The following is a 21,393-nucleotide window of genomic DNA, read 5'->3' as shown; positions in this document are numbered from 1 at the left end:
GTTCGTCCCGCATATTGGCGCCGGTACGACGACGGTCTCCGGTGCCGGCCCTTGCACCGCTACGACAGGCGAAGCTATGGTTCGAAGCAAAGATATCGGACAGTTGTCCACCCCAGTTGTCCAGCGGGTTGGATGTCTTCATCAACGATCAGGTGGGAGCGCTAGATGGCCTTGTTGGCCGACGGAGTCAGCTCGTTGTTCATCGACGGGAAGTTGTCGGAAGGCAGTGCCGGCACCTTTCCGACGGTCAATCCGGCCACCGAGGAAGTGCTGGGCGTCGCCGCCGACGCGGACGCGGCAGACATGGGACGCGCCATCGAAGCCGCGCGGCGTGCCTTCGACGACACCGACTGGTCACGCAACACGGCGTTGCGGGTGCGGTGCGTGCGTCAGCTGCGCGATGCGATGCGCGAGCACGTCGAAGACTTACGAGAACTGACCATTTCCGAAGTCGGTGCGCCGCGGATGCTCACCGCCGCCGCTCAGCTGGAAGGCCCGGTCAATGACCTGGCGTTTGCCGCCGACACCGCCGAGTCCTATTCCTGGAGGCAGGATCTCGGTCAGGCGGCACCGCTGGGCATCCCGACCCGGCGCACCTTGGCACGGGAGGCCGTGGGCGTCGTCGGGGCCATCACACCATGGAACTTCCCCCACCAGATCAACCTGGCCAAGCTGGGGCCGGCGCTGGCCGCGGGCAACTCCGTCGTACTCAAGCCTGCGCCGGACACACCGTGGTGTGGGGCCGTGCTCGGCGAGATCATCGCCGACCACACCGATTTTCCGCCCGGAGTGGTCAACATCGTCACCTCCAGCGACCACGGCCTGGGCGCGCTGCTGGCCAAAGACCCTCGGGTGGACATGATTTCGTTCACCGGCTCCACCGCGACCGGGCGCAGCGTGATGGCCGACGCAGCGGCCACCATCAAAAAGGTATTCCTGGAGCTGGGTGGCAAGTCGGCGTTCATCGTGCTCGAGGACGCCGATTTGGCCGGGGCGTGCGCGGTTTCGGCGTTCACCGCCGCTGTGCACGCCGGGCAGGGCTGTGCAATCACCACCCGGCTGGTGGTGCCGCGGGCGCGCTACGACGAGGCCGTCGCCATCGCGGCGGGAACGATGTCGTCGATCAGGCCGGGCGACCCCAAGGACCCGGGAACCGTGTGCGGGCCGTTGATTTCGGCGCGTCAGCGCGATCGGGTGCAGGGCTACCTGGACTTAGCGGTCGCCGAAGGTGGGACGTTCGCCTGCGGCGGCGGACGGCCGGCGGGCCGGGATGTCGGATACTTCATCGAGCCGACCGTCATCGCGGGCCTGACCAATGACGCCCGGCCCGCGCGGGAGGAGATCTTCGGGCCGGTGCTGACGGTGATCGCCCACGACGGTGACGACGACGCCGTACGGATCGCCAACGACTCGCCCTACGGCTTGTCGGGCACGGTGTTCGGCGCCGACCCGGACCGGGCGGCCGCGATCGCCGCGCGACTGCGGGTCGGGACCGTGAACGTCAACGGTGGTGTGTGGTATTCGGCGGACGCGCCGTTCGGCGGCTACAAGCAGTCCGGCAACGGGCGCGAAATGGGACTGCTCGGCTTCGAGGAATACCTGGAAGCCAAACTCATTGCCAAGGCAGCAAATTAGGAGACGGTGTGGGTCAATTCGACGACAAGGTGGCCATTGTCACCGGGGCTGGGCAGGGTATCGGCCGGGCCTACGCCGAAGCGCTGGCGCGCGAAGGCGCGTCCGTGGTGGTCGCCGACATCAACACCGGCACCGCCGAGGCAGTCGCCAAGCAGATCGCTGCCGACGGCGGAACCGCAATCCCGGTGGCCGTTGATGTTTCGGACGAGGAATCGGCCAAGGACATGGCCCAGCGCACCGTCAGCGAATTCGGCGGCGTCGACTATCTGGTGAACAACGCCGCGATCTACGGCGGCATGAAGCTGGACCTGCTGCTGACTGTGCCGTGGGACTACTACCGGAAGTTCATGAGCGTCAACCATGACGGTGCGCTGGTGTGCACCCGCGCGGTATACAGGCACATGGCCAAGCGGGGCGGCGGCGCCATCGTCAACCAGTCGTCCACCGCGGCCTGGCTGTACTCGAACTTCTACGGCCTAGCCAAGGTCGGGGTCAACGGGCTCACCCAACAGCTCGCTCGGGAGCTGGGCGGAATGAAGATCCGGATCAACGCGATCGCGCCCGGGCCGATCGACACCGAGGCCACCCGAACCGTGACGCCCGGCGAGCTGGTCAAGGACATGGTCAAACAAATCCCGTTGTCTCGCATGGGGACTCCCGAGGATCTGGTGGGAATGTGCCTGTTCCTGCTCAGCGACCAGGCGTCCTGGATCACCGGACAGATTTTCAATGTCGATGGCGGGCAGGTCATCCGATCATGACCGCGCCACCCCGCCTCGGATACATCGGCCTGGGCAACCAGGGTGCACCAATGGCCAAGCGTTACCTCGACTGGCCGGGCGGGCTGACGGTCTTCGATGTACGGGCCGAAGCCATGGAGCCGTTCGTCGAGGGTGGCGCCACAGCGGCGGCGAGCGTCGCCGAGGTTGCCGGCGCCGACATCATCAGCGTGACGGTGCTCGACGACGCTCAGGTGCGCAGCGTGATCACCGGCGACGACGGGCTGGCCGCGAACGCCAAGACCGGCACCATCATTGCGATTCACTCCACCATCAGCGACACCACCGCCGTCGAGCTAGCGCGACAACTCGAGCCGCAGGGCGTCCACGTTGTGGACGCCCCGGTCAGCGGCGGCGCAGGGGCAGCGGCCGAAGGCAAATTGGCCACCATGGTGGGCGCCGACGACGAGACGTTCCAGCGGATCAAGGAGCCGTTTCGCCGGTGGGCGTCGCTGGTGATCCACGCCGGCGAACCAGGCGCCGGTACCCGGATGAAACTGGCCCGCAACATGCTGACATTCGTGTCCTACGCGGCGGCTGCCGAGGCCGAAAAGCTGGCCGAGGCAAGCGGTTTGAGCCTGCGGTCGCTCGCCAAAGTGGTGCGCCACAGCGATGCCCTGACCGGTGGTCCCGGAGCCATCATGTTCCGGGAGACCACGGCCGCGATGAAACCCGACGACCCGCTGCGTCCGCTGCTGGAGCACACCCGGGCACTCGGGGAGAAGGACCTGAGCCTGGCACTGGCGTTGGGGGAGTCGCTATCGGTTGAATTGCCGTTGGCCAAGCTGGCATTGGAGCGGTTGGCCGCCGGCCTCGGGGTGCCGCACCCCGATCTAGCTGAGGAGTCGTGATGGACGAGTTGCGCCGCAAGGGCCTGGACAAGATGAACGAGGTCTACGGCTGGGAGATGCCCAACATCGAGGGCGACGCGTACTTCGACCTCACCGTCGATCACCTGTTCGGCACCGTCTGGACACGGCCGGGCTTGTCGATGCGCGACAAGCGGATCATGACGTTGACCGCGGTGACCGCGATCGGGAATCGCGACCTGGCCGAAATCCAGATCAACGCCGCGCTGCTCAACGCAGAGCTCACCGAGACCGAACTGAAGGAGATGGCCGTCTTCCTCACCCACTATCTCGGGTTTCCGCTGGGTTCTGCGTTCAATGGGGCGGTTGACACCGTCGTGGCAAGGCGTAAGAAGGCCGCGGCCAAGGGAGCCGACGAGGACAAGAAGGCCAACGTCGACGCCGCGTTGAAGATGCACTCGGGTAAGGCCGCCGACTAGGGCGTACGCGCTCGATGACGGCGCGGCCGTGGTCCCGTAATCCCTTGTGTCACTGTGGTTTCAGTGGTCACATGACGGCGATTGTTGTCGGTGGCTGTTCGTAGAATTTCAGGCATGGGTTCGAGCAGTCGTGAAGACATCGTCGGGGTCTTCAACACGCTCGACGCGGATCTGGATCGTTTGTGCGAGTTGTCTTTTGACGTGCTCACCACCCCCGAGCGAATGCGCGCCCTGGAGCGCCTGGAAAGCTTGGCGCGCCGGCTGCGGACACCGCAGCACACGCTGATCAATCAGCTCGGCGCGCAGGCCGGCGAGGAAGAACTGGGCGCCAAACTGCGCTCGGCGCTGGCTGATCGGTTGCGTATCACCAAGGCCGAAGCGAGCCGGCGCATCGACGAGGCAGCTGATCTCGGGCAACGGTGGGCGCTCACCGGTGCGCCATTGGCGCCGCAGTTGACCGCGACCGCGGCCGCCCAGCGCGACGGGCTCGTCGGCGACGGGCATGTGCGGGTCATCCGCAGCTTCTTCGCCCACCTGCCCGCCGAGGTGGACCTGGCTACCCGGGAGGCCGCCGAAGCCGACCTGGCCCGCAAAGCCTGCGGGTATCGCCCCGACGAGTTAGCCAAATACGCCCAACGGATCATGGATTGGCTCAACCCCGACGGGGAATGTCGCGACCAGGAGCGGGCCCGCAAGCGCGGGATCATGCTGGGCAGGCAGGAATTCGACGGGATGTCGCGCATCAGCGGCATGCTGACCCCGGAGTTGCGCGCCGCCGTGGAGGCCGTGTTGGCCAAGCTGGCCGCCCCCGGGGCGTGCAACCCCGATGACCAAACCCCCGTCGTGGATGAGACGCCCGATGAGGATGCGGTGCGCCGTGACACGCGCAGTCAGGCGCAACGCAACCACGACGGCGTCCTTGCCGGACTGCGGGGGCTGTTGGCGTCGGGGGAGTTGGGCCAACACAACGGGTTACCGGTGTCGATCGTGGTGACCACCACGCTGCAGGACCTGGAATCCGCCGCCGGCAAGGGCCTGACCGGCGGGGGCACGCTGTTGCCGATGAGCGATGTGATCCGCCTGGCCAGCCACGCTCACCACTATTTGGCCATTTTCGATCGCGGCAAGGCCCTGGCGCTGTATCACACCAAACGGCTGGCTTCCCCCGCGCAGCGAATCATGCTCTACGCCAGGGACCGTGGCTGCACGAAGCCGGGATGCGATGCCCCCGCCTACCACAGCCAAGTCCACCACGTCCAAGGCTGGAAGGCCACCGGCCGCACCGACATCGACGAGCTGACCCTGGCCTGCGGAGTCGACAACCGACTCGTCGAAAAAGGCTGGACCACCCGCAAAAACGCCCACGGCGACACCGAATGGATCCCGCCACCGCAACTGGACCGCGGACAACCGAGAACGAATAGCTATCATCACCCGGAGAGACTGCTGGCGCCCGACGACGAGGAAGCTGATTGACGTCAGGAAAGCAGGCATTACACAGCCGGCTGTCGAGCTAACGCGCATACGATGCAAGCGGTGCCGTGATGGGACAAGTCACCTCGGCCGGAACCGACCGCCCTCCGCTAAGCCGCGCCGGTCCGTTCCCGCTGGCCAGAAAAGACCCGACGGGTCGGTGGCCTGGGCCGGGACTTGCGCGGCTACGCTGACCTCTCGTGCGCGTCCTGGTAATCGGCTCCGGTGCCCGTGAACATGCCCTGCTCTTGGCGCTGGCCAGGGATCCGCAGGTCACGCACCTCATCGTGGCTCCGGGCAACGCCGGTACCGCCCGCCTGGCCGAACAGCACGATGTCGACATCACCTCCGGCGCGGACGTCGTCGCCCTGGCGCAGCGGGTCCAAGCCGACATGGTGGTCATCGGTCCCGAGCTGCCGCTGGTGCTCGGGGTGGCCGACGCCGTGCGCGCCGCCGGCATCGTCTGCTTCGGTCCCGGCAAGGACGCCGCCCGCATCGAAGGTTCCAAGGCATTCGCCAAGGACGTGATGGCCGCGGCCGGCGTGCGCACCGCCGCCAGTCAAATCGTCGACAACCCAGCCCATTTGGATGTCGCGCTGGATCGGTTCGGGCCGCCCGCGGGCGACCCCGCCTGGGTGGTCAAAGACGACCATCTGGCCGCCGGCAAGGGCGTGGTGGTCACACCGGACCGCGCTGTCGCCCGCGCCCATGCCGCGGGCCTGCTCGAGGCCGGGCATCCGGTGCTGCTGGAGTCCTATCTCGACGGTCCGGAGGTGTCGCTGTTCTGTGTGGTCGACGGCGAGACCGTGGTGCCGCTGCTGCCGGCGCAGGACTTCAAGCGGGTGGGCGAGGGCGACACCGGACCCAACACCGGTGGTATGGGCGCGTACGCGCCGCTACCGTGGCTGCCCGACGAGGTCTACCGGGAGATAGTCGGCCAGATCGTAGAACCCGTTGCGGCTGAACTCGTTCGCCGCGGCAGCCCGTTCTGCGGCCTGCTGTATGCCGGTCTGGCGATCACCACGAAGGGCCCCGCGGTGGTCGAATTCAACTGCCGTTTCGGCGATCCCGAAACTCAGGCGGTGCTGGCGCTGCTGGAGTCGCCTCTAGGGCAGTTGCTGTACGCGGCGGGTACCGGAAAATTGGCGGAGTTCGGCGAATTGCGCTGGCGAGACGGCGCCGCCGTGGCGGTAGTGCTGGCGGCCGAAAACTATCCCGGGCGGCCCCGGGTGGGCGATGTCGTCGTCGGCTCCGAAGCCGACGGGGTACTGCACGCCGGGACGATCCGACGCGAGGACGGCATCGTCGTGTCATCCGGCGGCCGGGTGCTGTCGGTGGTGGGCACCGGCGCGGACCTGTCAGCGGCGCGAGCGCACGCATACGACATCCTCGGTTCAATTCGGTTAGCCGGCAGTCATTTCCGCAGCGATATCGGCTTACGCGCCGCAGAACGAAAGATCAGCGTTTAGCTACCGCGACGGCGCAATGCCGCCGCGGTCGGAGACGTGCCCGACGTATGACTCGCCCGGCTGTGATGTCGACACGGGGAGGCGTTTTCCGCTACCCCCGGTGTTGCGGACAGAAGGCGCTGATCGCCGCGTTGACGCCGGCGGCAGCCTGTGCGGGCGAGATTCCGGTGTTGTTCACGGTCGCGGCGGCGGCATCATCGGGGCTTGCCCCGTTCTGAAGGTCCGTGCACACGCCACGGCCAGTGGCGGCGGCAGTTGCGGGGTCGGTGACGATGACACCGGGGATCTGTGACACGAGACCGAGAAAGGTCTGTTCGGGGTCGGGTATCGGTTGCTGCGGGACGGGTGCCGGGCGTCGGGGCGCCGGCGCGGCCGCAGCGGATGCCGGAGCTGGAATGTCCCTGCGCGTTGGCACCGTTGGCGGCTGCGCCGCTGTGGGTGGCGGCACGTACTGCGCCACCTGCCGAGGCGGCGCCACCGCCGGTGGTGGCGGGTAGTCCGCCGGCTGGCGAGGCGACGCCACAGTCGGCGATGCGGCGAGCGGCCCCGCTATCGAGTCGGTGTCGAACGGGTAGTCGCTGGCTCCGACGGCGGTGACCGCGACAACCGTTGATGCTGCGGCGAAGAGCCGCCACCGACGACGTCGTTGCCGTGTGCCGGCCTCAGCCACGGCCGAGACCCCCACGCCGTTGAGTGGCCCGCTCGCCAAGGGTCTCGGCATGGTCGAAGCCGACGCTATCGGATGTTCGACGCGACGGGCTGCGCGTGCGAACGCGTCGGCGAAATCAGTGCAGCATGCGAAGCGATCGGCGGGGTCCTTCGCGAGCGCTACGGCAAGCACCGGGTCGAAGGCCGCGAAGGGCGGGTGGATCTGCGCTAGTGCCGGAGGCGGGGTGGTCAGGTGGCGGCTGATCACAACCGCAGGGTTGGTGTGCGGGAACAGTGTCGATCCGGCCAGCAGATGGTAGGCGGTAGCCGCCAGCGCGTACTGATCGGCGCGTCCGTCAATCTCTGCGCCCGTTAGCTGTTCGGGCGCCGCATAGGGAAACGTGCCGATGGTCATGTTCGTCGCGGTCAGACCACTCGTCTCGCCGATGCTCCGAGCTATTCCGAAGTCGCCCAAGAGAATCCGCTGATCGCCGCCGTCCGGGTCGGCGAGCAGGATATTCGCGGGGCTGACATCGCGGTGCATGACATTGTGGTGCTGATGCGCGTGGTCTAGTGCGCTTGCGATCGCTGCGATTATCGTGACTACTTGATCTGCCGGCATTCCGGCCGGAAAGCGGTTCCGCAACAGGCTGGCTGCGTCGGTTCCGTCGACGAAGTCCATCGAGATCCATAGCTTCCCATCGAACTCGCCTCGGTCGTTGACCCGCACGATGTTCGGATGCCACAGCGCGGACGCCACGTCCGCCTCTCTGATGAATCGCCGGCGAAAGTCGTCGTCAGCGGATACCTCACCGCCCAATATCTTGAGCGCTTCGCGGCGCGGCAGCCGTGGGTGCTGGGCAAGGTAGACTTCGCCCATTCCCCCGGCGCCCAGCAAACGGACAATCGTGTATCCGGCAAAGATGTCACCGACTTTTAACCCGATACCCGGGCCTTGATCACCTAACCCAATCATCGCACCGTCCATTACCGGAATGCCGAGTACATTCTCAGCTCAGTCTGCGATTAGCTGGGATTGATATTACCCAGCGCTTTACCGTGAGGCCACCCTCTGTTTTCTATGAGTTTACCGTTAGTTCACCGTTGGTTCGGCGGCGTGTAAGGTCCCACACCTTGGTGCCGGTCCCGCCAATGGACTTGTCAACGAAGGCCGACATAGTGTCGGGGCGAAACGCGGGTCACGGTTTCCCGGCGCGATGCCCGGTGCCCGGAACCGAGCGAGTTCTGGCGATTGCAGCGAAGCGGTCGGTGGTGAGCACGGGCGCTGGCCGGTGCGCGGCATGTGAGCATCCTACCGCGTCCTGAATTCAATCCGCCTGCCAGGCAGCCACTTTCGAAAGGATCACGGTGCTGGCGGCTGAAGGCAGCATCAGCGTCTCAAAGTGCGGCGGGCGACCGCCGCGTCATGGACGGGCGGCACCACACCCAACCCCAGTTGCCCAACTCTCGGGAGGGTGCACGCGACCCGCCTCGCGGCGCGACCGAATCGGGGCGCCGTGGGCGAGGCACAGTGTGAGATTTTGACTACTGGGTATCAGGAATTGAATCGGAGGTCCACCACGATGACCCGCCCCGCGAAACGATTGATGGCCGGCAGGGAACCACGGCGATGATAAGGGTGACTGCTCCGCTCTGGATCGGTGTCATCGTTGGAATGCTGCTCGGAGGCATCGGTGAGCTTTGGGGAATAGCGAATCCCGAGACCGTGATCCGGTTAGCCCGATGGAAGGACAGGCTGCTAGTCGGCTGCATAGCCATCGCCTCAGCAGTTGGCGCCGTCACCTTGTACGGGCTGTATTCGATGGGGTTCTCCATGCATTTTTCACCGAAACCGGTATACGTTGCCGGTGTTATGCTTGGTGGGCTTCTTTTCGGTGCTGGAATGGCTATTTCCGGCTATTTTCCGGGCTCAGAGTTAATGGCGCTGGGTGAAGGACGTCGCGACGCATTGTATGCATTTCCCGGTGGTATTCTCGGTGCGGTCGCGTAAACACTGGTGTATCCGACGGCGGTTGGCCGCTGGCTAGTAAATAGGGCAAATTACGGTAGCCTTATTGCGTCTGGATCAATAGATCACATTCGCCCGGTATTCACGCTTCTCATTGCTGTCGGCTACGCGATTGCGATTCTTGTCGGCACGGCATTGCTTCCGCGCTACCCCCATGGCAGGAGTTGTTTATCTCGGCGTGGCCGGGGGAAGGTCGACCCACGCGAGCCGGAGCTGATCTCGGACACCCTTGCGTACCTCGCGGAAGGCGGCTTGGATCAGGGCCGGTTGGGAAAGCTCGACAGCAGGATCGTCGCCGACGTCGCCGACGGTAATTCTTACTCGCGGGCGAAGCTGGGAACGAGCGCATTACTCGGTATTGCGGTGGTCGCGGCGATTTTCTTGCACCAGATCGTCGGCGAATCTAGCACATACTCGTGGTTTGCCGGCCAGCTGTTCCTCCCGAACTCTGAATATACTCATTTGGTGACTCAAAAGGTAGGATGGGAGCCATTTTCGGATATCGGAACCTTCCTGGGTGCCTTGATTACGGCTGTATTGGTGAGCCGTTACTTCCAGGGGTTCAAGCCGATCGTTCCCCCGTCGTGGCGTAATAGGTTTGGGGCGAGTCCAGTGAAGCGCGCAATTGGTAGCTTCGGCGGCTTCTTCATCTTGATGTTTGGCGCGCGAATGGCGGATGGGTGTGCCAGTGGGCACATTCTCAGTGGTGGCATTCAAATGGCGGTCAGTGCCTGGTGCTTCACGGTAGCCGTCTTTATCGGCATGATCGCGACGGCTCGCGTCACCTATGGGGATGCCAGCGAAAAGGTATCAGGATGAAAACAGGTGACAAACGGTTGCTCGTCGTTGTGTTGTGCTGCGCTGCCGCGACCTGTGCGGTTGCGGGACTGGTGACCCACAATCGCACGTCCACACCGTTGACTTTGGGTGAAGTGCTGGTCACGGCCGTCGTCCCCCTGGGACTGCTCGCCTACCTCACGGTGTACTACACACGGAAGCGGGTACCTGATGACGACTCGACCGACCAAAACCCGGCGAGCCGGTAGGACAATTGATCAGGAGGCGCACGGTGCAGGTTCAGCAAGAAGAATGCGCATTGACGCGTGGAGTATTCGGCATGCCCAAGCCGCAGGGATGGACCCTCGAACGGGTCGTGAGCCTCATCGCCGGCGCGGTAGTGATTACCACGCAGATGGTAGGGGGCGAGCGTTCGGCCCGGCTGCGCTTGTTCACCGGATTCGTCGGCGCGAACTTGCTGCTCAACGCGGCCGTGGGCTGGTGCCCGACAAGCCTGCTGCTGCATCGTCTGGGCTTGCCAACGGGTGCCGAGCGCGCGCTAGACCGTGGCGCGTGAGCCGGTCGGCGACGCTTTTGGCACGCGGCCGCGAATGGCGTAACCCGCAGTGAGCACTGTTCATCCAGCAGCGGTGAGCACGGGCGCCGTCGTTGCCGCGGCGCCGTTCGGCATCTTGATCGGGCTCGCACTCGGAGCCCTCGGCGGCGGTGGATCGATCCTGGCAGTGCCTGCCCTTGTCTACGGAGTGGGCGAGACGGCCCATACAGCGACGGCGACCTCGCTGGTGACGGTGGGAGCCACGGCGCTGGTGGGGATGGTCGGGCACCTGCGGACGGGCTCGGTGCGGCTCTTCTCCGGATTGACTTTCGGGCTGGCCGGCCTTGGCGGCTCGCTACTGGGTTCGCTGCTCAGCCGTGCCGTCCCCAACGATGTTCTGTTGCTTTCGTTTTCGGCGTTGATACTGGTGGCTGCGTGGCGTATGCACGCACGGCAAGCTGAGACGCCCTGCCACACCAGACAATTAGCGACAGTCGCTGCCGACGGTGCCAGAGATCAATCCGCAAGCGTGCGTGATGCATCCCCGGCGACGAAGTCGGCGGGCAATGTCAGTGGTCACCGGCGGACTGTGACGGCCACGGCCTGGCGGGTGCTGATCGCCGGCAGCGTCGTGGGCTTTCTCACCGGCTTCTTCGGGGTAGGCGGAGGCTTTGTGATCGTGCCGGCGCTGGTCCTGGCGCTCGATTACGAGATGCCCGTCGCGGTCGGGACCTCGCTGCTGGTGATCGCCATCAGCTCGGCAGAAGGTGTTCTGTTCCGCCTGTCGAGCGGCGGAATCGAGTGGGGGGTGGCGATCCCTTTTACCGCGGGGGGAATCGTCGGGGTGCTCCTCGGAGATATGATCGCCAGCCGAGTCCCGGCGGCGCGTCTCACCAGGTGGTTCGTGTGGCTTCTCGTCGCTGTCGCCTGTTATACGGCGGCCCAGTCGATTCTGTCGATGTGACCGGGCAAATCGGTCTCGAGACCAGAGAAGCGCCGGCAAGTGCGCCGAAAACCCTGGAGAGGCGCGCGTGATCGCGAATCGTCGTGCGCACCGAAATGCCCGGTTGCCAAGCTATTTCGTGGCCCATCAGCCTTAGGTGGTTAACCGCCTCGCGCGACGATCACAGGTGTGCGTACCGCGTGCACCACCGCGGTGCTGACCGATCCGAGCAGCATTCCGGCGAAGCCACCACGCCCGTGGCTTCCGACGACCACCAGCTGCGCTGATTCCGAGCGCTCGACGAGGTGCTGCGCGGGCCGGTTGACGACGACTACACGTTCAACGTCGACATCGGGATAGCGGTCCCGCCAGCCCGCCAAACGCTCCGCCAATGTTTCGTCGGCTTCCGATTGCAGAGTTGACCATGACGTCCTGGTCAATCCGGTCCACTCGCGGCTTGGCGTGCCGGGAACTTCGGCATCGGTCCAGGCGTGCAGTGCCACCAATTCCGCGCCCCGCCACGAAGCCTCCTCGAAGGCGATGGCGGTCGCCCGCTCCGATGCCGGCGAACCATCGATGCCGACGAGCACTGGTCCCTCGCGCGGTGCGGGAATGTCGTTGTGGATCACCGCGACCGGGCAATGGGCGTGATGGACCAGCCCGGTGCTGACGGATCCCAGTAGCATGCGTTTCACAGTTCCCTGTCCGCGGCTACCGACCACGACCATGTCGGCTTTTGTGGACAGGTCGACCAGCGCGGGGACGGGCGCAAGGGAAGTCAGTTCGCTGTTGATCCGCGGGCGGCGGTCTCCGGTTATGTTTTCGACGAGCTTGATTGTGTCGGCGAGCACCCGCCGTGCGCTTCCATCCAGCTGCTGCATCAATTCGTCCGGTATGGGGTCTCCCGACCACTCGAGGAGCGGCGAGCCGCCAGGCACCGGGGCTGCGGCGTGCACAAGAGTCACTGCCAGGTTGCGCATCGTCGCCTCACGGACGGCCCACCGCGCCGCCGCGTTTGAAAAAGTAGATCCGTCGACGCCGACGACGATTCCCGGATCCGTAATCTCGCTGGACATTTTGCTGCCTCGTTTCCTAGGGAATTGTGTTCAGCACGTTCGACATTAGAACTCCGTGACGCGTGATAGGAGGTATCGGTCCCAGGCGCTGGGGGCCGAGCGACCTTCCCACCCGGGCCCACGGTCAGCCGGGACCACCTTTGCCGGTTCCGGGCGGCGCGCACACCGCCGGCGGGGAGCCCAGGCACCGTTCGGCTGGTCGCCCGCGCGCGTCGGTGCGGCCGGAAACATCTTCGGTCGCTCACGGTGGATGCACGACTGGCGATTGCCCTTCCCGGGTGTGGTGGCCGAGGTGCAACTCCTCACGCATGCGCGGCACCATGTGCGGGTAGTGCAATTCGAAAGCGGGACGTTCAGATCGGACGCGGGGCAGTTCGGTGAAATTGTGCCGGGGCGGTGGGCAGGTGGTGGCCCACTCCAGCGAATTGCCGTATCCCCACGGATCATCGACGCTCACCGGTTCGCCGTAGCGCCAGCTCTTGAACACGTTCCACACGAACGGCAACATCGACACTCCGAGGATGAGCGCCCCGATGGTGGAGACGATGTTGAGCGGCTGGAACCCGTCGGTGGCCAGATAGTCCGCGTAGCGCCGTGGCATACCCATATTGCCCAGCCAATGTTGCACCAGAAACGTGGTATGGAAGCCGATGAGGGTCAACCAGAAGTGGAGCTTGCCCAGCCGCTCATCCAGCAGACGGCCGGTCATCTTCGGAAACCAGAAGTACACCCCGCCGAACGAGGCGAACACGATGGTGCCGAAGAGCACGTAGTGGAAGTGGGCGACCACGAAATAGGTGTCATGAACATGGAAATCCAGCGGCGGGCTCGCCAGCAGCACACCGGACAGCCCACCGAGCAGGAAGGTGACCAGAAAGCCGAACGCCCATAGCATGGGCGTTTCAAAGGTCAACTGCCCCTTCCACATGGTGCCGATCCAGTTGAAGAACTTGATGCCGGTGGGCACCGCGATCAAGTACGAGGTGAGCGAAAAGAACGGCAGGAGAACGGCTCCGGTGGCGAACATGTGATGAGCCCACACCGTCATCGACAGCCCGGCAATCCCGAGAGTGGCGTACACCAAGGTGGTGTAGCCGAAGATTGGTTTGCGGCTGAACACCGGGATGATCTCGGTAACGATCCCGAAGAACGGCAGCGCCACGATGTAGACCTCGGGATGGCCGAAGAACCAGAACAGGTGCTGCCACAGAATTGGGCCGCCGTTTGCCGGGTCATAGATATGGGCCCCGAGGTGGCGGTCATAGGCCAAGGCGAATAGTGCGGCGGTCAGGGGCGGAAAGGCTATCAGCACGAGGATCGAGGTCACCAGGATGTTCCAGGTGAAAATCGGCATCCGAAACATCGTCATCCCGGGCGCACGCATACTCACCACGGTGGTGATCATGTTGACCGCACCGAGGATGGTGCCCAGCCCGGCGACGATCAGTCCCATGATCCACAGGTCGCCGCCAGCGCCAGGGCTATGTATGGCGTTGCTCAGCGGGGTGTAGGCGGTCCAGCCGAAGTCGGCGGCGCCGCCCGGGGTGATGAAACCTGCGAGAGTGATCAGTGCGCCGAACAAGAACAACCAGTATGAGAAGGCATTCAGCCGCGGGAATGCCACATCGGGGGCGCCGATCTGCAGCGGCAGCACCAGGTTGGCAAAGCCGAAAACGATTGGTGTGGCATACAGCAGCAACATGATGGTGCCGTGCATGGTGAACAGCTGGTTGTACTGCTCGTTGGACAGGAACTGCAGGCCCGGCGCGGCGAGCTCGGTGCGGATCAGCAACGCCATCAGTCCAGCCACAAAAAACAACGCATAGCTGGTGACGACGTACATGACGCCGATCGTCTTGTGATCAGTTGTTGTGACCAACTTGTAGACCAGCGCGCCCTTCGGGCCCGACCGGGCCGGAAACGGGCGGCGCGGGTACAACGGTGCGGCAGGCGGCGCTTCGGCAGTCATGGTGCTCCTATGTGTACCCACGACGATGAGCGTGATAGCCGTCATCGCCAGCGGGATACCAGCGAGGTGTGGATGTGTTCGTCACATCGGTGCGACCGCCTACCTGGATCGACGCATGACGGCCGCAGCTTGCGCGCACCACTGCGTATCGGTAGCGGAAAATGGTGCTGGCATTTGGCTTGACCCCTGCCAGGCTCACTGAGGCTTACGCCTCACCTAGCAGCGTGGCGTCAGCCTCGGTGAGACTGTCGAGGCGCTCTTGCAGCTCGGTGTTCGCGGTCGCCAGACGCTCGTTGCGTTCTTGAGCTTCATGGAGTTTGGCGGTCAGCTCCGTCTGGTTTTGGTACCAGGCCGAGTGGATGCAATTGGTGTAGTAGCCGTTCTCCGCGATCAACCACTGCGCCAGGTCCATCACGTCGTTGCACGGCGGTGTGTTGTTCATATCCGCACTATACCGATACCCGTATGGGTATTATGGCGCCGGGGATCGTGAGCTGGTCAAACCACCCACGGGTGTCGCTACGAAGACGGCATACCGGGAGACAATCTCGATAATCAGGACGCTGACGCTTGCCATCCTGTCGGCCACCGCTTCCCACCTGACCTGGTAGACCCGTGCAACTGCCGTCGGCACTTGCCATGCCCACGGGCATCGCTGGCCACGCACATCCTGGTTGTTCCGCGCCCCCCACCGCGTGGGTCGCAGGTGGCGTTCTACCCAGAACGCCGGCGCGGTGCCGCGGATGGCTAATTGAGAGTGACCTGGCAGCCTGTGACACGGACACACTTGGGGTGCCCACGGCACCACAGGCGCAGCTGTGGCTTGGCCGAAACGCAGCAGCGCCTCGTAACGGCAGGGCAGCGGGCGGTGTGCGAGGGCGAATGCGGTAACCGCCGGGGAGTGAGTGTGGATAACGCCGCCCACGTTTGGCCGGGCCCGATACACCGCGGCGTGCATGGGAACAATCTCGGCGACGGCGGGCTCAAGCTGTCCGTCGAGCGGTTTGCCGTCGTGGTCGACGACGGCGAGCCGATCGGTGGTGAGGTTCCGCACCCTGCCCGATGCGGTGAGCAGCATGCGCTCGTTGACGAGGCGGACGGAGGCGCTCGCATGTCCGGCATGGGACATCACCCGGCCTCGAACATGCGGTGTATCGCGACGACGAGCGTTTCCCGCTGCTCGCTGAATTGCTGCGCCGTCCCGCCTACCCCCTGTACCTGCGAGTCTTGCCCGCCGGGTACCCGGCTAGGTGCTCAGCAAACCGCCGCTGTTGGCAACCCAAAATTGGACCGCAGCCGCGCAGGGAAAAGTAGCCGAACTCCTGCGGACACCGCTGGGTCAGAACGCCACAGCCTGACCGTCGCGGCGCGGGTCACTGGCCGCGACATATCCGTCATCGAGACGCCAGATCGCCTGGCAGCTGCCGAACTGGTTGTAGTCGTCCACCGTGACCAGCTCATGCCCGCGCCTGCGCAAGTCGTCGAGTGTTGCCGGCGGAAAGCCGTTTTCGCAGCAGACCTGCAGTCCCTGCACCCACCGGAATCGGGGGCCGTCGCACGCCGTCTGGGGGTTCTGGCCGTAGTCGGCGATGCGGACCAGCACCTGCACGTGGCCTTGTGGTTGCATCTGGCCACCCATCACGCCGAAACTCAGCACCGGCGCGCCGTCCTTGGTCACGAACCCCGGGATGATGGTGTGGAAGGGCCGCTTGCCAGGTCCGACCTGGTTCGGATGACCTTGCGTCGCAACAAAACCCGAGCCGCGATTCTGCAGTGAGATGCCGGTTCCCGGCACCACCACGCCGGACCCGAAGCCCAGGTAGTTCGACTGGATCATCGACACCATCATTCCGGAGGCATCTGCTGCGGTGAGATACACGGTGCCGCCCCTTGGACTTCCAGCCGACGCCGGCTTGGCGTGTTTGAGATCGATCAGCGCGGCGCGCCCCCGCAGGTACTGTTCGTCGAGCAGGTGCTCCGGAAGCAGCGGCATGTGGTCGATGTCGGCGACATAAGCCTGCGCATCGGCGAACGCGAGTTTGAGCGCCTCGATCTGCAGATGCACGCTGTCCGCGGAATCGACTGGCAGCGAGGCCATGTCGAACTGCTCGAGTATCCCGAGCGCGATCAGGGCGACGATGCCCTGGCCGTTGGGCGGGATCTCGTGAATGGTGTAGCCGCGGTATGTGCCAGTGATGGTGCCCACCCAGTCGCTGCGATGGGCGGCCAGGTCGCTGACTCGCATCGCGGCGCCGTTGGCTCTGGCGTGCGCTTCGAGCTTTTCGGCCAGCTCTCCCCGGTAGAACGCTTCACCATGGGTGGCGGCGATCTTCTCCAGGGTGTCCGCGTGGTCTGGAAACCTGAACAGCTCACCGGGTTTTGGCGCGCGGCCACCGGGCAGGAACGCCTCGGCGAACCCGGGCTGCGACGCGAGCAGGGGTACCTGAGCCTCCCATTGCGCGGCGACGATCGGTGACACCGGAAACCCCTTGCGGCCGTGAGAGATAGCCGGCTCAAAAAGTCGTTCGAACGGTAGGTTTCCGAACTCCGCGTGCAGATCGGTCCACGCCGACACGGCACCCGGTACCGTCACCGAATTCCAGCCGAGCGCGGGAACGCCGTTGCCGCCGAAGTATTCCGGCGTCCACGCCGCAGGTGAGCGGCCGGAGGCATTCAACCCGTGTAGCCGCGTGCCGTCCCAGACGACGGCGAAGGCATCGGAGCCGATGCCGTTGGACACCGGTTCCACCAGTGTCAGGGTGATGGCGGTGGCGATAGCGGCGTCTACCGCGTTCCCCCCTTCGGCGAGCATCCGCAGACCGGCCTGGGCGGCGAGCGGCTGTGAGGTGGCGACGACGTTTCGGCCCAGGATCGGCATTCGTGGCCAGGCGTAGGGAAAACTCCAACCGAACGGTCTTCCAGACGGGTTCACCGGGCGATCCTCGCATGCCCTGGCGGTCACGCCGTCAGCAGCGGTGCCATCCAGGTCAACTCGGCGGGCAGCTGTGAGCTCCAAAACCCGCCGTTGTGCCCGCCGGGGGAGAACCCGCCCGCGGGCGGGTTCGGTAGTTGAGCGATGAACTGTTTGGTCGCCGAATAAAAGGGATCGCTGTCGCCGCAATCCACCCGGATTGGAATGGAACCCAGCGCGGGCATGCCGAACACCGAGTTCGCGGCAAAGTCGTCGGCTCCGTCGAACGCGCCGGGTGCGGCCGCGCCGGCCGTCAGCCATAGCGCCGGGCTCACCGCGCATATCGCCGCGGTCCGAGCCGGTCCGAGTCGGCCGCCGAGCAGTAACGCCCCGTAACCGCCCATCGACCAGCCCAGAAATGCCACCCGCGAGGTGTCCAGGTTATGGGTGTCCAGCAGCGGGATGAGCTCACTGAGCACCATGGCCCCGGAATCCTCGCCGGAAGCCCGTTTATGCCAGTAGCTGCCGCCCCCGTCGACGGCGACCACAGCAAACGGCGGTAGCCCGGCGTTGACGGCTTGTGCCAGGCCCTGTTCGACGCCGCCGGCCATCACGGTGGCCGCGTCGCTGCCCTTGCCGTGCAGCGCGATCACCGGCCGCAGCGGCTTGGTCTGGCCGGGCGGACGGGCGATGGCCCAGTTGGTCGATATTCCCCCCCGCGCCGCCGATACGAACGAGCCGGTCGTCATCGTCGGCGCGGCCTGAGCCGGTGGCGGTGGATCGAGCGGTCGTGTCGGCGCCAACGGAACGTTTGTGCCAATCGCCGGCGCCGGAGTGGCATGCGAAGTCCGTGGCTGGAGCAGCATGTCGAGTGCGAATACGCCGCCTGCGCCAAGGGTCGCGCTGGCGCCAAGGCCGAGCACGGCGCGGCGACTTAAGTCCGGCATGCGGGCCATCATGCCATGGCCGTTTAGCGAAAATGGCAATGTAGTACCAATTTCACTGGCAGCATGGGTGGGCGTGACGGCAGCTGTTACTCCAAAAGGAGAACGTCGGCGGTATGCGTTGGTCAGCGCCGCTGCCGAGCTGCTTGGCGAGGGCGGATTCGAAGCAGTACGTCACCGGGCCGTCGCCCGGCGCGCCGGACTGCCGTTGGCCTCTACCACTTACTACTTTTCGTCCCTCGATGATCTGATCGCCCGCGCGGTCGAACACATCGGGATGATCGAGGTGGCGCAGTTACGGGCGCGGGTCAACGCGCTGCCGCGGCGGCGACGGGGACCCGAGACCACCGGTGAAGTGCTGGTCGACCTGCTTGTGGGGGACGTGGACGGCCCGGGGCTCGCCGAACAGCTGATATCGCGATACGAGCGGCATATCGCCTGTACCCGCCTGCCCGCGTTGCGGGAAAGCATGCGCCGCAACCTACGCCAGCGCGCCGAGGGGGTTGCCGAGGCCATCGAGCGATCCGGCCGGTCCGTGCGCATCGAACTGGTGTGCACCCTGATCTGCGCGGTCGACGGTTCGGTGGTCTCCGCGCTGGTCGAAGGGCGCGACGCGCGCGGCGCCGCGCTGGCAACCGTGGTCGATCTCATCGATGTGCTTGCGCCGGTCGACCAACGGCCGATCCGGGTGTAGCGCCGCGGGCAACGTCGGCGTGACGACGTAGCCGGTCGCGAAGTCTCCGTAGACGGTGATGTCGGACGGGCGGCGTTCGGCGTACCGGGCTACGTATGCGCAGACCACGGCGTCGATGGGGTCTTCGGCGCGGCGCAGCTCGCACTTGCGCACGGCGGCCTGCACCTGCCGGCGCAACGAGAGCCAGTCGGCATGGCCGGTCACGCGCAGCGGCGGTGACGTCTTTTCCAGTCCCTCGATGCCGTCCATCAACCGCAGCAGCTCCGATTTGAGCTGTTCGGCACTGCGGCCGGGCTTGGCCTTGTACTTCAGCGTGCGGGACAGCCGAAACAGCGCCACCGTCGCCGCATGCGGGTAGACCTCGATGGCCCGCCGGGGGCCCGCCGAGAACGGATCCATATCCAGGCCCAGCGCACCGGACAGCCGTGCCGCGCGCGGGCCGTCGGCGAACTCGGGTCTTCCGGCGTTCGTCGGATACGCACCAGCCTCGAATGCGCGGAAGTCGCGGTTGAGTGCGGTCTCGGCCGGCCGTTGACCGGACGGGTTGGTCACCACCAGCGGCGCGTCGAACGCGACCCGGCAAGGGCCGGCGGTGTACGGCCGCAACGCCGCCAGCACCTCCGCGTCGTCGCGGACGGCACGCACGCGCACCAGCACGCCGTCGTCGTCGATCACCGCAACACCCGTGGGATTGCGGCCCGCCCAGGCGAGGTCCACACCGGCGAAGTACATAGGCCGAAGGGTAGGCGTGGTCGATCGAGCGCGCCCCGAATCCAAGCAGAACGCCTGGGCCGGACATGTCCCCCGATACACCAGACGCCGACGACCGAATGCTGCCGACGCTGGCCGCCGCTCAGGCCTGGTGGACGTCGCGAAAGAAATGCGTGGCCGCGGCTTGCCGGCTAGGTCAACCCGTCCAGGCCGAGCAGTATCCCCCCGGCGCCGGGGGTGCCACCGGTGCCGGCCACGAAGCCCGTCCCACCCTTACCGCCGTTACCGCCGTTGCCGATCAGCATGGCGTCGCCGCCGGCCCCGCCTTTGCCGCCGGTCCCAAAGCTCTCCCCGCCGGCACCGCCGCCACCGCCGTCGCCGAACAGCCCGGCCTTGCCGCCGGTGCCCCCGACCCCACCGGTTGCGGGGCCGAACCCGCCGGTGCCGCCGGCCCCGCCATCGCCGGAGAGCATGCCGGCGTTGCCGCCGGCACCGCCGGCCCCGCCGACGGCCCCGAGGCCGCTGCCGAACCCGCCGGCCCCGCCGGCGCCGCCGGAGCCGAAGAGGATGCCGGCGTTGCCACCGGCCCCGCCGACCCCGCCTGTGCCGCCAGCAGTTTGGCTGCCGCCGGCCCCACCGGTGCCGCCGGTGCCGAACAGCAAGCCGGCGCCGCCGGCCCCGCCGGCCCCGCCCGTGCCGCCGGCCAAGATGCTGAGCCCGCCGGCCCCGCCGGGCCCGCCCGCGCCGAACAGCCCGCCGATCCCGCCGGCCCCGCCGGCCCCGCCCACAGCGTTGCTGGCGCCCGTGCCGCCGGCGCCGCCGATGCCGAACAACAACCCGCCAGCCCCGCCCGCACCGCCGGCCCCGCCGCCGACGAGTGCGGCGCCGCCGGCGCCGCCGTTGCCGAACAGCCCGGCGGCCCCCCCGGCACCGCCAACCGTGCCGGACCCGCCCGCGCCGCCGTTGCCGTACAACCACCCGCCGGCCCCGCCGGCTGCCCCGGACCCCGCCGCCGCATTGGCGCCGTTGCCGATCAGCGGGCGCCCGGTAGCGGCCAGGAAGGGCGCGTTGAGTGCGTTAAGCAGCGGACTGGTTATCGACGCGGCGCTGGCGGCCTCGGCGGCCGCATAGGACCCCCCGCCGGCGGCCAAGGCCTGCACAAGCTGGTCATGAAACGCCGCCGCCCGCGCACTCACCGCTCGATAGGACTGGGCGTGCGCGCCAAACACCGCCGCCACCGCCGCCGACACCTCATCAGCGCCCGCGGCCAGCACCGACTCGACGTTGCCCGCCGCCGCGGCGTTGGCCGCCCCGATCGTCGAACCGATTCCCGCCAAGTCCGTGGCCGCTGCGGCCATCAACTCCGGCACCGCGATCACAAACGACATCGGACACCTCCCACTAGGTCATGGCCCAATAAGCCAGGACGGACCCCGGGAGATGCCCCGGGTCACCATCAACCCTTGGGCAGGAGCGAATCATAGCGCCGCA

At 66.2% G+C, this 21,393-nt stretch carries 19 protein-coding genes and 2 pseudogenes; 12 read left to right on the top strand and 9 right to left on the bottom strand.

Annotated elements, in window-relative coordinates; translation table 11 throughout:
• Positions 1-165 precede the first annotated feature (165 nt).
• The 6 genes from MKAN_RS10745 to purD all read left to right on the top strand — a co-directional run bounded on the left by MKAN_RS10745 (position 166) and on the right by purD (position 6,644).
• Complete coding sequence (locus MKAN_RS10745) at positions 166-1,635, top strand: aldehyde dehydrogenase (protein ID WP_023368173.1); 1,470 nt, start codon at positions 166-168, stop codon at positions 1,633-1,635.
• Positions 1,636-1,643: 8 nt separating this feature from the next.
• Positions 1,644-2,396, top strand: coding sequence for an SDR family oxidoreductase (locus MKAN_RS10740; RefSeq protein ID WP_023368171.1), 753 nt, complete (start codon positions 1,644-1,646; stop codon positions 2,394-2,396).
• Positions 2,393-3,265 (top strand): NAD(P)-dependent oxidoreductase, encoded by an 873-nt coding sequence (locus MKAN_RS10735; RefSeq protein ID WP_023368169.1) that lies wholly within the window; start codon positions 2,393-2,395, stop codon positions 3,263-3,265. Before MKAN_RS10740 ends, MKAN_RS10735 begins: the two co-directional genes overlap by 4 nt.
• Positions 3,265-3,702, top strand: a complete 438-nt coding sequence (locus MKAN_RS10730) for a carboxymuconolactone decarboxylase family protein (RefSeq protein ID WP_036395448.1) — start codon at positions 3,265-3,267, stop codon at positions 3,700-3,702. The genes MKAN_RS10735 and MKAN_RS10730 overlap by 1 nt, the downstream gene beginning before the upstream one ends.
• Positions 3,703-3,816: 114 nt before the next feature.
• Positions 3,817-5,178 (top strand): HNH endonuclease signature motif containing protein, encoded by a 1,362-nt coding sequence (locus tag MKAN_RS10725; RefSeq protein ID WP_023368165.1) that lies wholly within the window; start codon positions 3,817-3,819, stop codon positions 5,176-5,178.
• A gap of 197 nt (positions 5,179-5,375) precedes the next feature.
• Complete coding sequence (gene purD, locus MKAN_RS10720) at positions 5,376-6,644, top strand: phosphoribosylamine--glycine ligase (protein ID WP_023368163.1); 1,269 nt, start codon at positions 5,376-5,378, stop codon at positions 6,642-6,644.
• 91 nt (positions 6,645-6,735) lie between these two features.
• Here purD and MKAN_RS10715 read toward each other — a convergent pair whose 3' ends face one another.
• The gene (locus tag MKAN_RS10715; protein ID WP_042313567.1) at positions 6,736-8,268 is read right to left on the bottom strand and encodes a serine/threonine-protein kinase; all 1,533 of its coding nucleotides are present in this window, start codon (positions 8,266-8,268) and stop codon (positions 6,736-6,738) included.
• A gap of 663 nt (positions 8,269-8,931) precedes the next feature.
• On the opposite strand from MKAN_RS10715, the gene MKAN_RS31475 reads away from it, so the two are divergent.
• From MKAN_RS31475 to MKAN_RS10695, 5 genes are all read left to right on the top strand, one after another.
• Positions 8,932-9,303 carry a YeeE/YedE thiosulfate transporter family protein gene (locus MKAN_RS31475; RefSeq protein ID WP_196233474.1) on the top strand — a complete coding sequence of 124 codons (372 nt, stop codon included), beginning with the start codon at positions 8,932-8,934 and terminating at the stop codon, positions 9,301-9,303.
• Positions 9,304-9,309: 6 nt separating this feature from the next.
• A complete protein-coding gene (locus tag MKAN_RS29575) occupies positions 9,310-10,140 on the top strand; it encodes a YeeE/YedE thiosulfate transporter family protein (RefSeq protein ID WP_198036515.1) in 831 nt (276 codons plus the stop codon).
• On the top strand, positions 10,137-10,367 hold the full coding sequence (locus tag MKAN_RS10705) for a hypothetical protein (protein WP_023368155.1): 231 nt from the start codon (positions 10,137-10,139) through the stop codon (positions 10,365-10,367). Before MKAN_RS29575 ends, MKAN_RS10705 begins: the two co-directional genes overlap by 4 nt.
• Before the next feature lie 71 nt (positions 10,368-10,438).
• On the top strand, positions 10,439-10,675 hold the full coding sequence (locus MKAN_RS10700) for a YgaP family membrane protein (RefSeq protein WP_023368153.1): 237 nt from the start codon (positions 10,439-10,441) through the stop codon (positions 10,673-10,675).
• Positions 10,676-10,724: 49 nt separating this feature from the next.
• Complete coding sequence (locus tag MKAN_RS10695; protein ID WP_198041704.1) at positions 10,725-11,618, top strand: sulfite exporter TauE/SafE family protein; 894 nt, start codon at positions 10,725-10,727, stop codon at positions 11,616-11,618.
• Between the two features lie 140 nt (positions 11,619-11,758).
• On the opposite strand, the gene MKAN_RS10690 is transcribed toward MKAN_RS10695, so the two are convergent.
• The 6 genes from MKAN_RS10690 to MKAN_RS10665 form a co-directional block, all read right to left on the bottom strand.
• The gene (locus MKAN_RS10690; RefSeq protein ID WP_023368151.1) at positions 11,759-12,673 is read right to left on the bottom strand and encodes a universal stress protein; all 915 of its coding nucleotides are present in this window, start codon (positions 12,671-12,673) and stop codon (positions 11,759-11,761) included.
• A 241-nt stretch (positions 12,674-12,914) separates the two neighbouring features.
• Positions 12,915-14,642, bottom strand: coding sequence for an aa3-type cytochrome oxidase subunit I (gene ctaD, locus MKAN_RS10685; RefSeq protein WP_023368149.1), 1,728 nt, complete (start codon positions 14,640-14,642; stop codon positions 12,915-12,917).
• A 205-nt stretch (positions 14,643-14,847) separates the two neighbouring features.
• The gene (locus tag MKAN_RS10680; protein ID WP_023368147.1) at positions 14,848-15,084 is read right to left on the bottom strand and encodes a hypothetical protein; all 237 of its coding nucleotides are present in this window, start codon (positions 15,082-15,084) and stop codon (positions 14,848-14,850) included.
• Between the two features lie 30 nt (positions 15,085-15,114).
• Entirely contained in the window at positions 15,115-15,720 is a 606-nt protein-coding gene (locus MKAN_RS32985) for a class II aldolase/adducin family protein (protein WP_364469927.1), read from the bottom strand.
• 261 nt (positions 15,721-15,981) lie between these two features.
• Positions 15,982-17,520, bottom strand: a complete 1,539-nt coding sequence (locus MKAN_RS10670; protein WP_023368143.1) for a gamma-glutamyltransferase family protein — start codon at positions 17,518-17,520, stop codon at positions 15,982-15,984.
• Positions 17,521-17,600: 80 nt separating this feature from the next.
• A complete protein-coding gene (locus MKAN_RS10665) occupies positions 17,601-18,512 on the bottom strand; it encodes an alpha/beta hydrolase-fold protein (RefSeq protein ID WP_023368141.1) in 912 nt (303 codons plus the stop codon).
• A gap of 55 nt (positions 18,513-18,567) precedes the next feature.
• Here MKAN_RS10665 and MKAN_RS29570 point away from each other — a divergent pair, with 55 nt between their 5' ends.
• Positions 18,568-19,191, top strand: a complete 624-nt coding sequence (locus MKAN_RS29570) for a TetR/AcrR family transcriptional regulator (RefSeq protein WP_099184337.1) — start codon at positions 18,568-18,570, stop codon at positions 19,189-19,191.
• 3 nt (positions 19,192-19,194) lie between these two features.
• On the opposite strand, the pseudogene MKAN_RS10660 reads toward MKAN_RS29570, so the two are convergent.
• Both MKAN_RS10660 and MKAN_RS31930 read right to left on the bottom strand, forming a co-directional pair.
• Positions 19,195-19,923 (bottom strand): annotated as a pseudogene (locus MKAN_RS10660) (DUF429 domain-containing protein); the annotation flags it as partial.
• Positions 19,924-20,759: 836 nt separating this feature from the next.
• A pseudogene (locus tag MKAN_RS31930) lies at positions 20,760-21,290 on the bottom strand (PE family protein); the annotation flags it as partial.
• Between the last annotated feature and the right edge of the window lie 103 nt (positions 21,291-21,393).

It is taken from the genome of Mycobacterium kansasii ATCC 12478, assembly GCF_000157895.3.
In the GTDB taxonomy this organism is placed as follows: domain Bacteria; phylum Actinomycetota; class Actinomycetes; order Mycobacteriales; family Mycobacteriaceae; genus Mycobacterium; species Mycobacterium kansasii.
The sequence above is the reverse complement of the archived record's forward strand: the minus strand, read 5'-3'. Positions and strand labels throughout refer to the sequence as shown.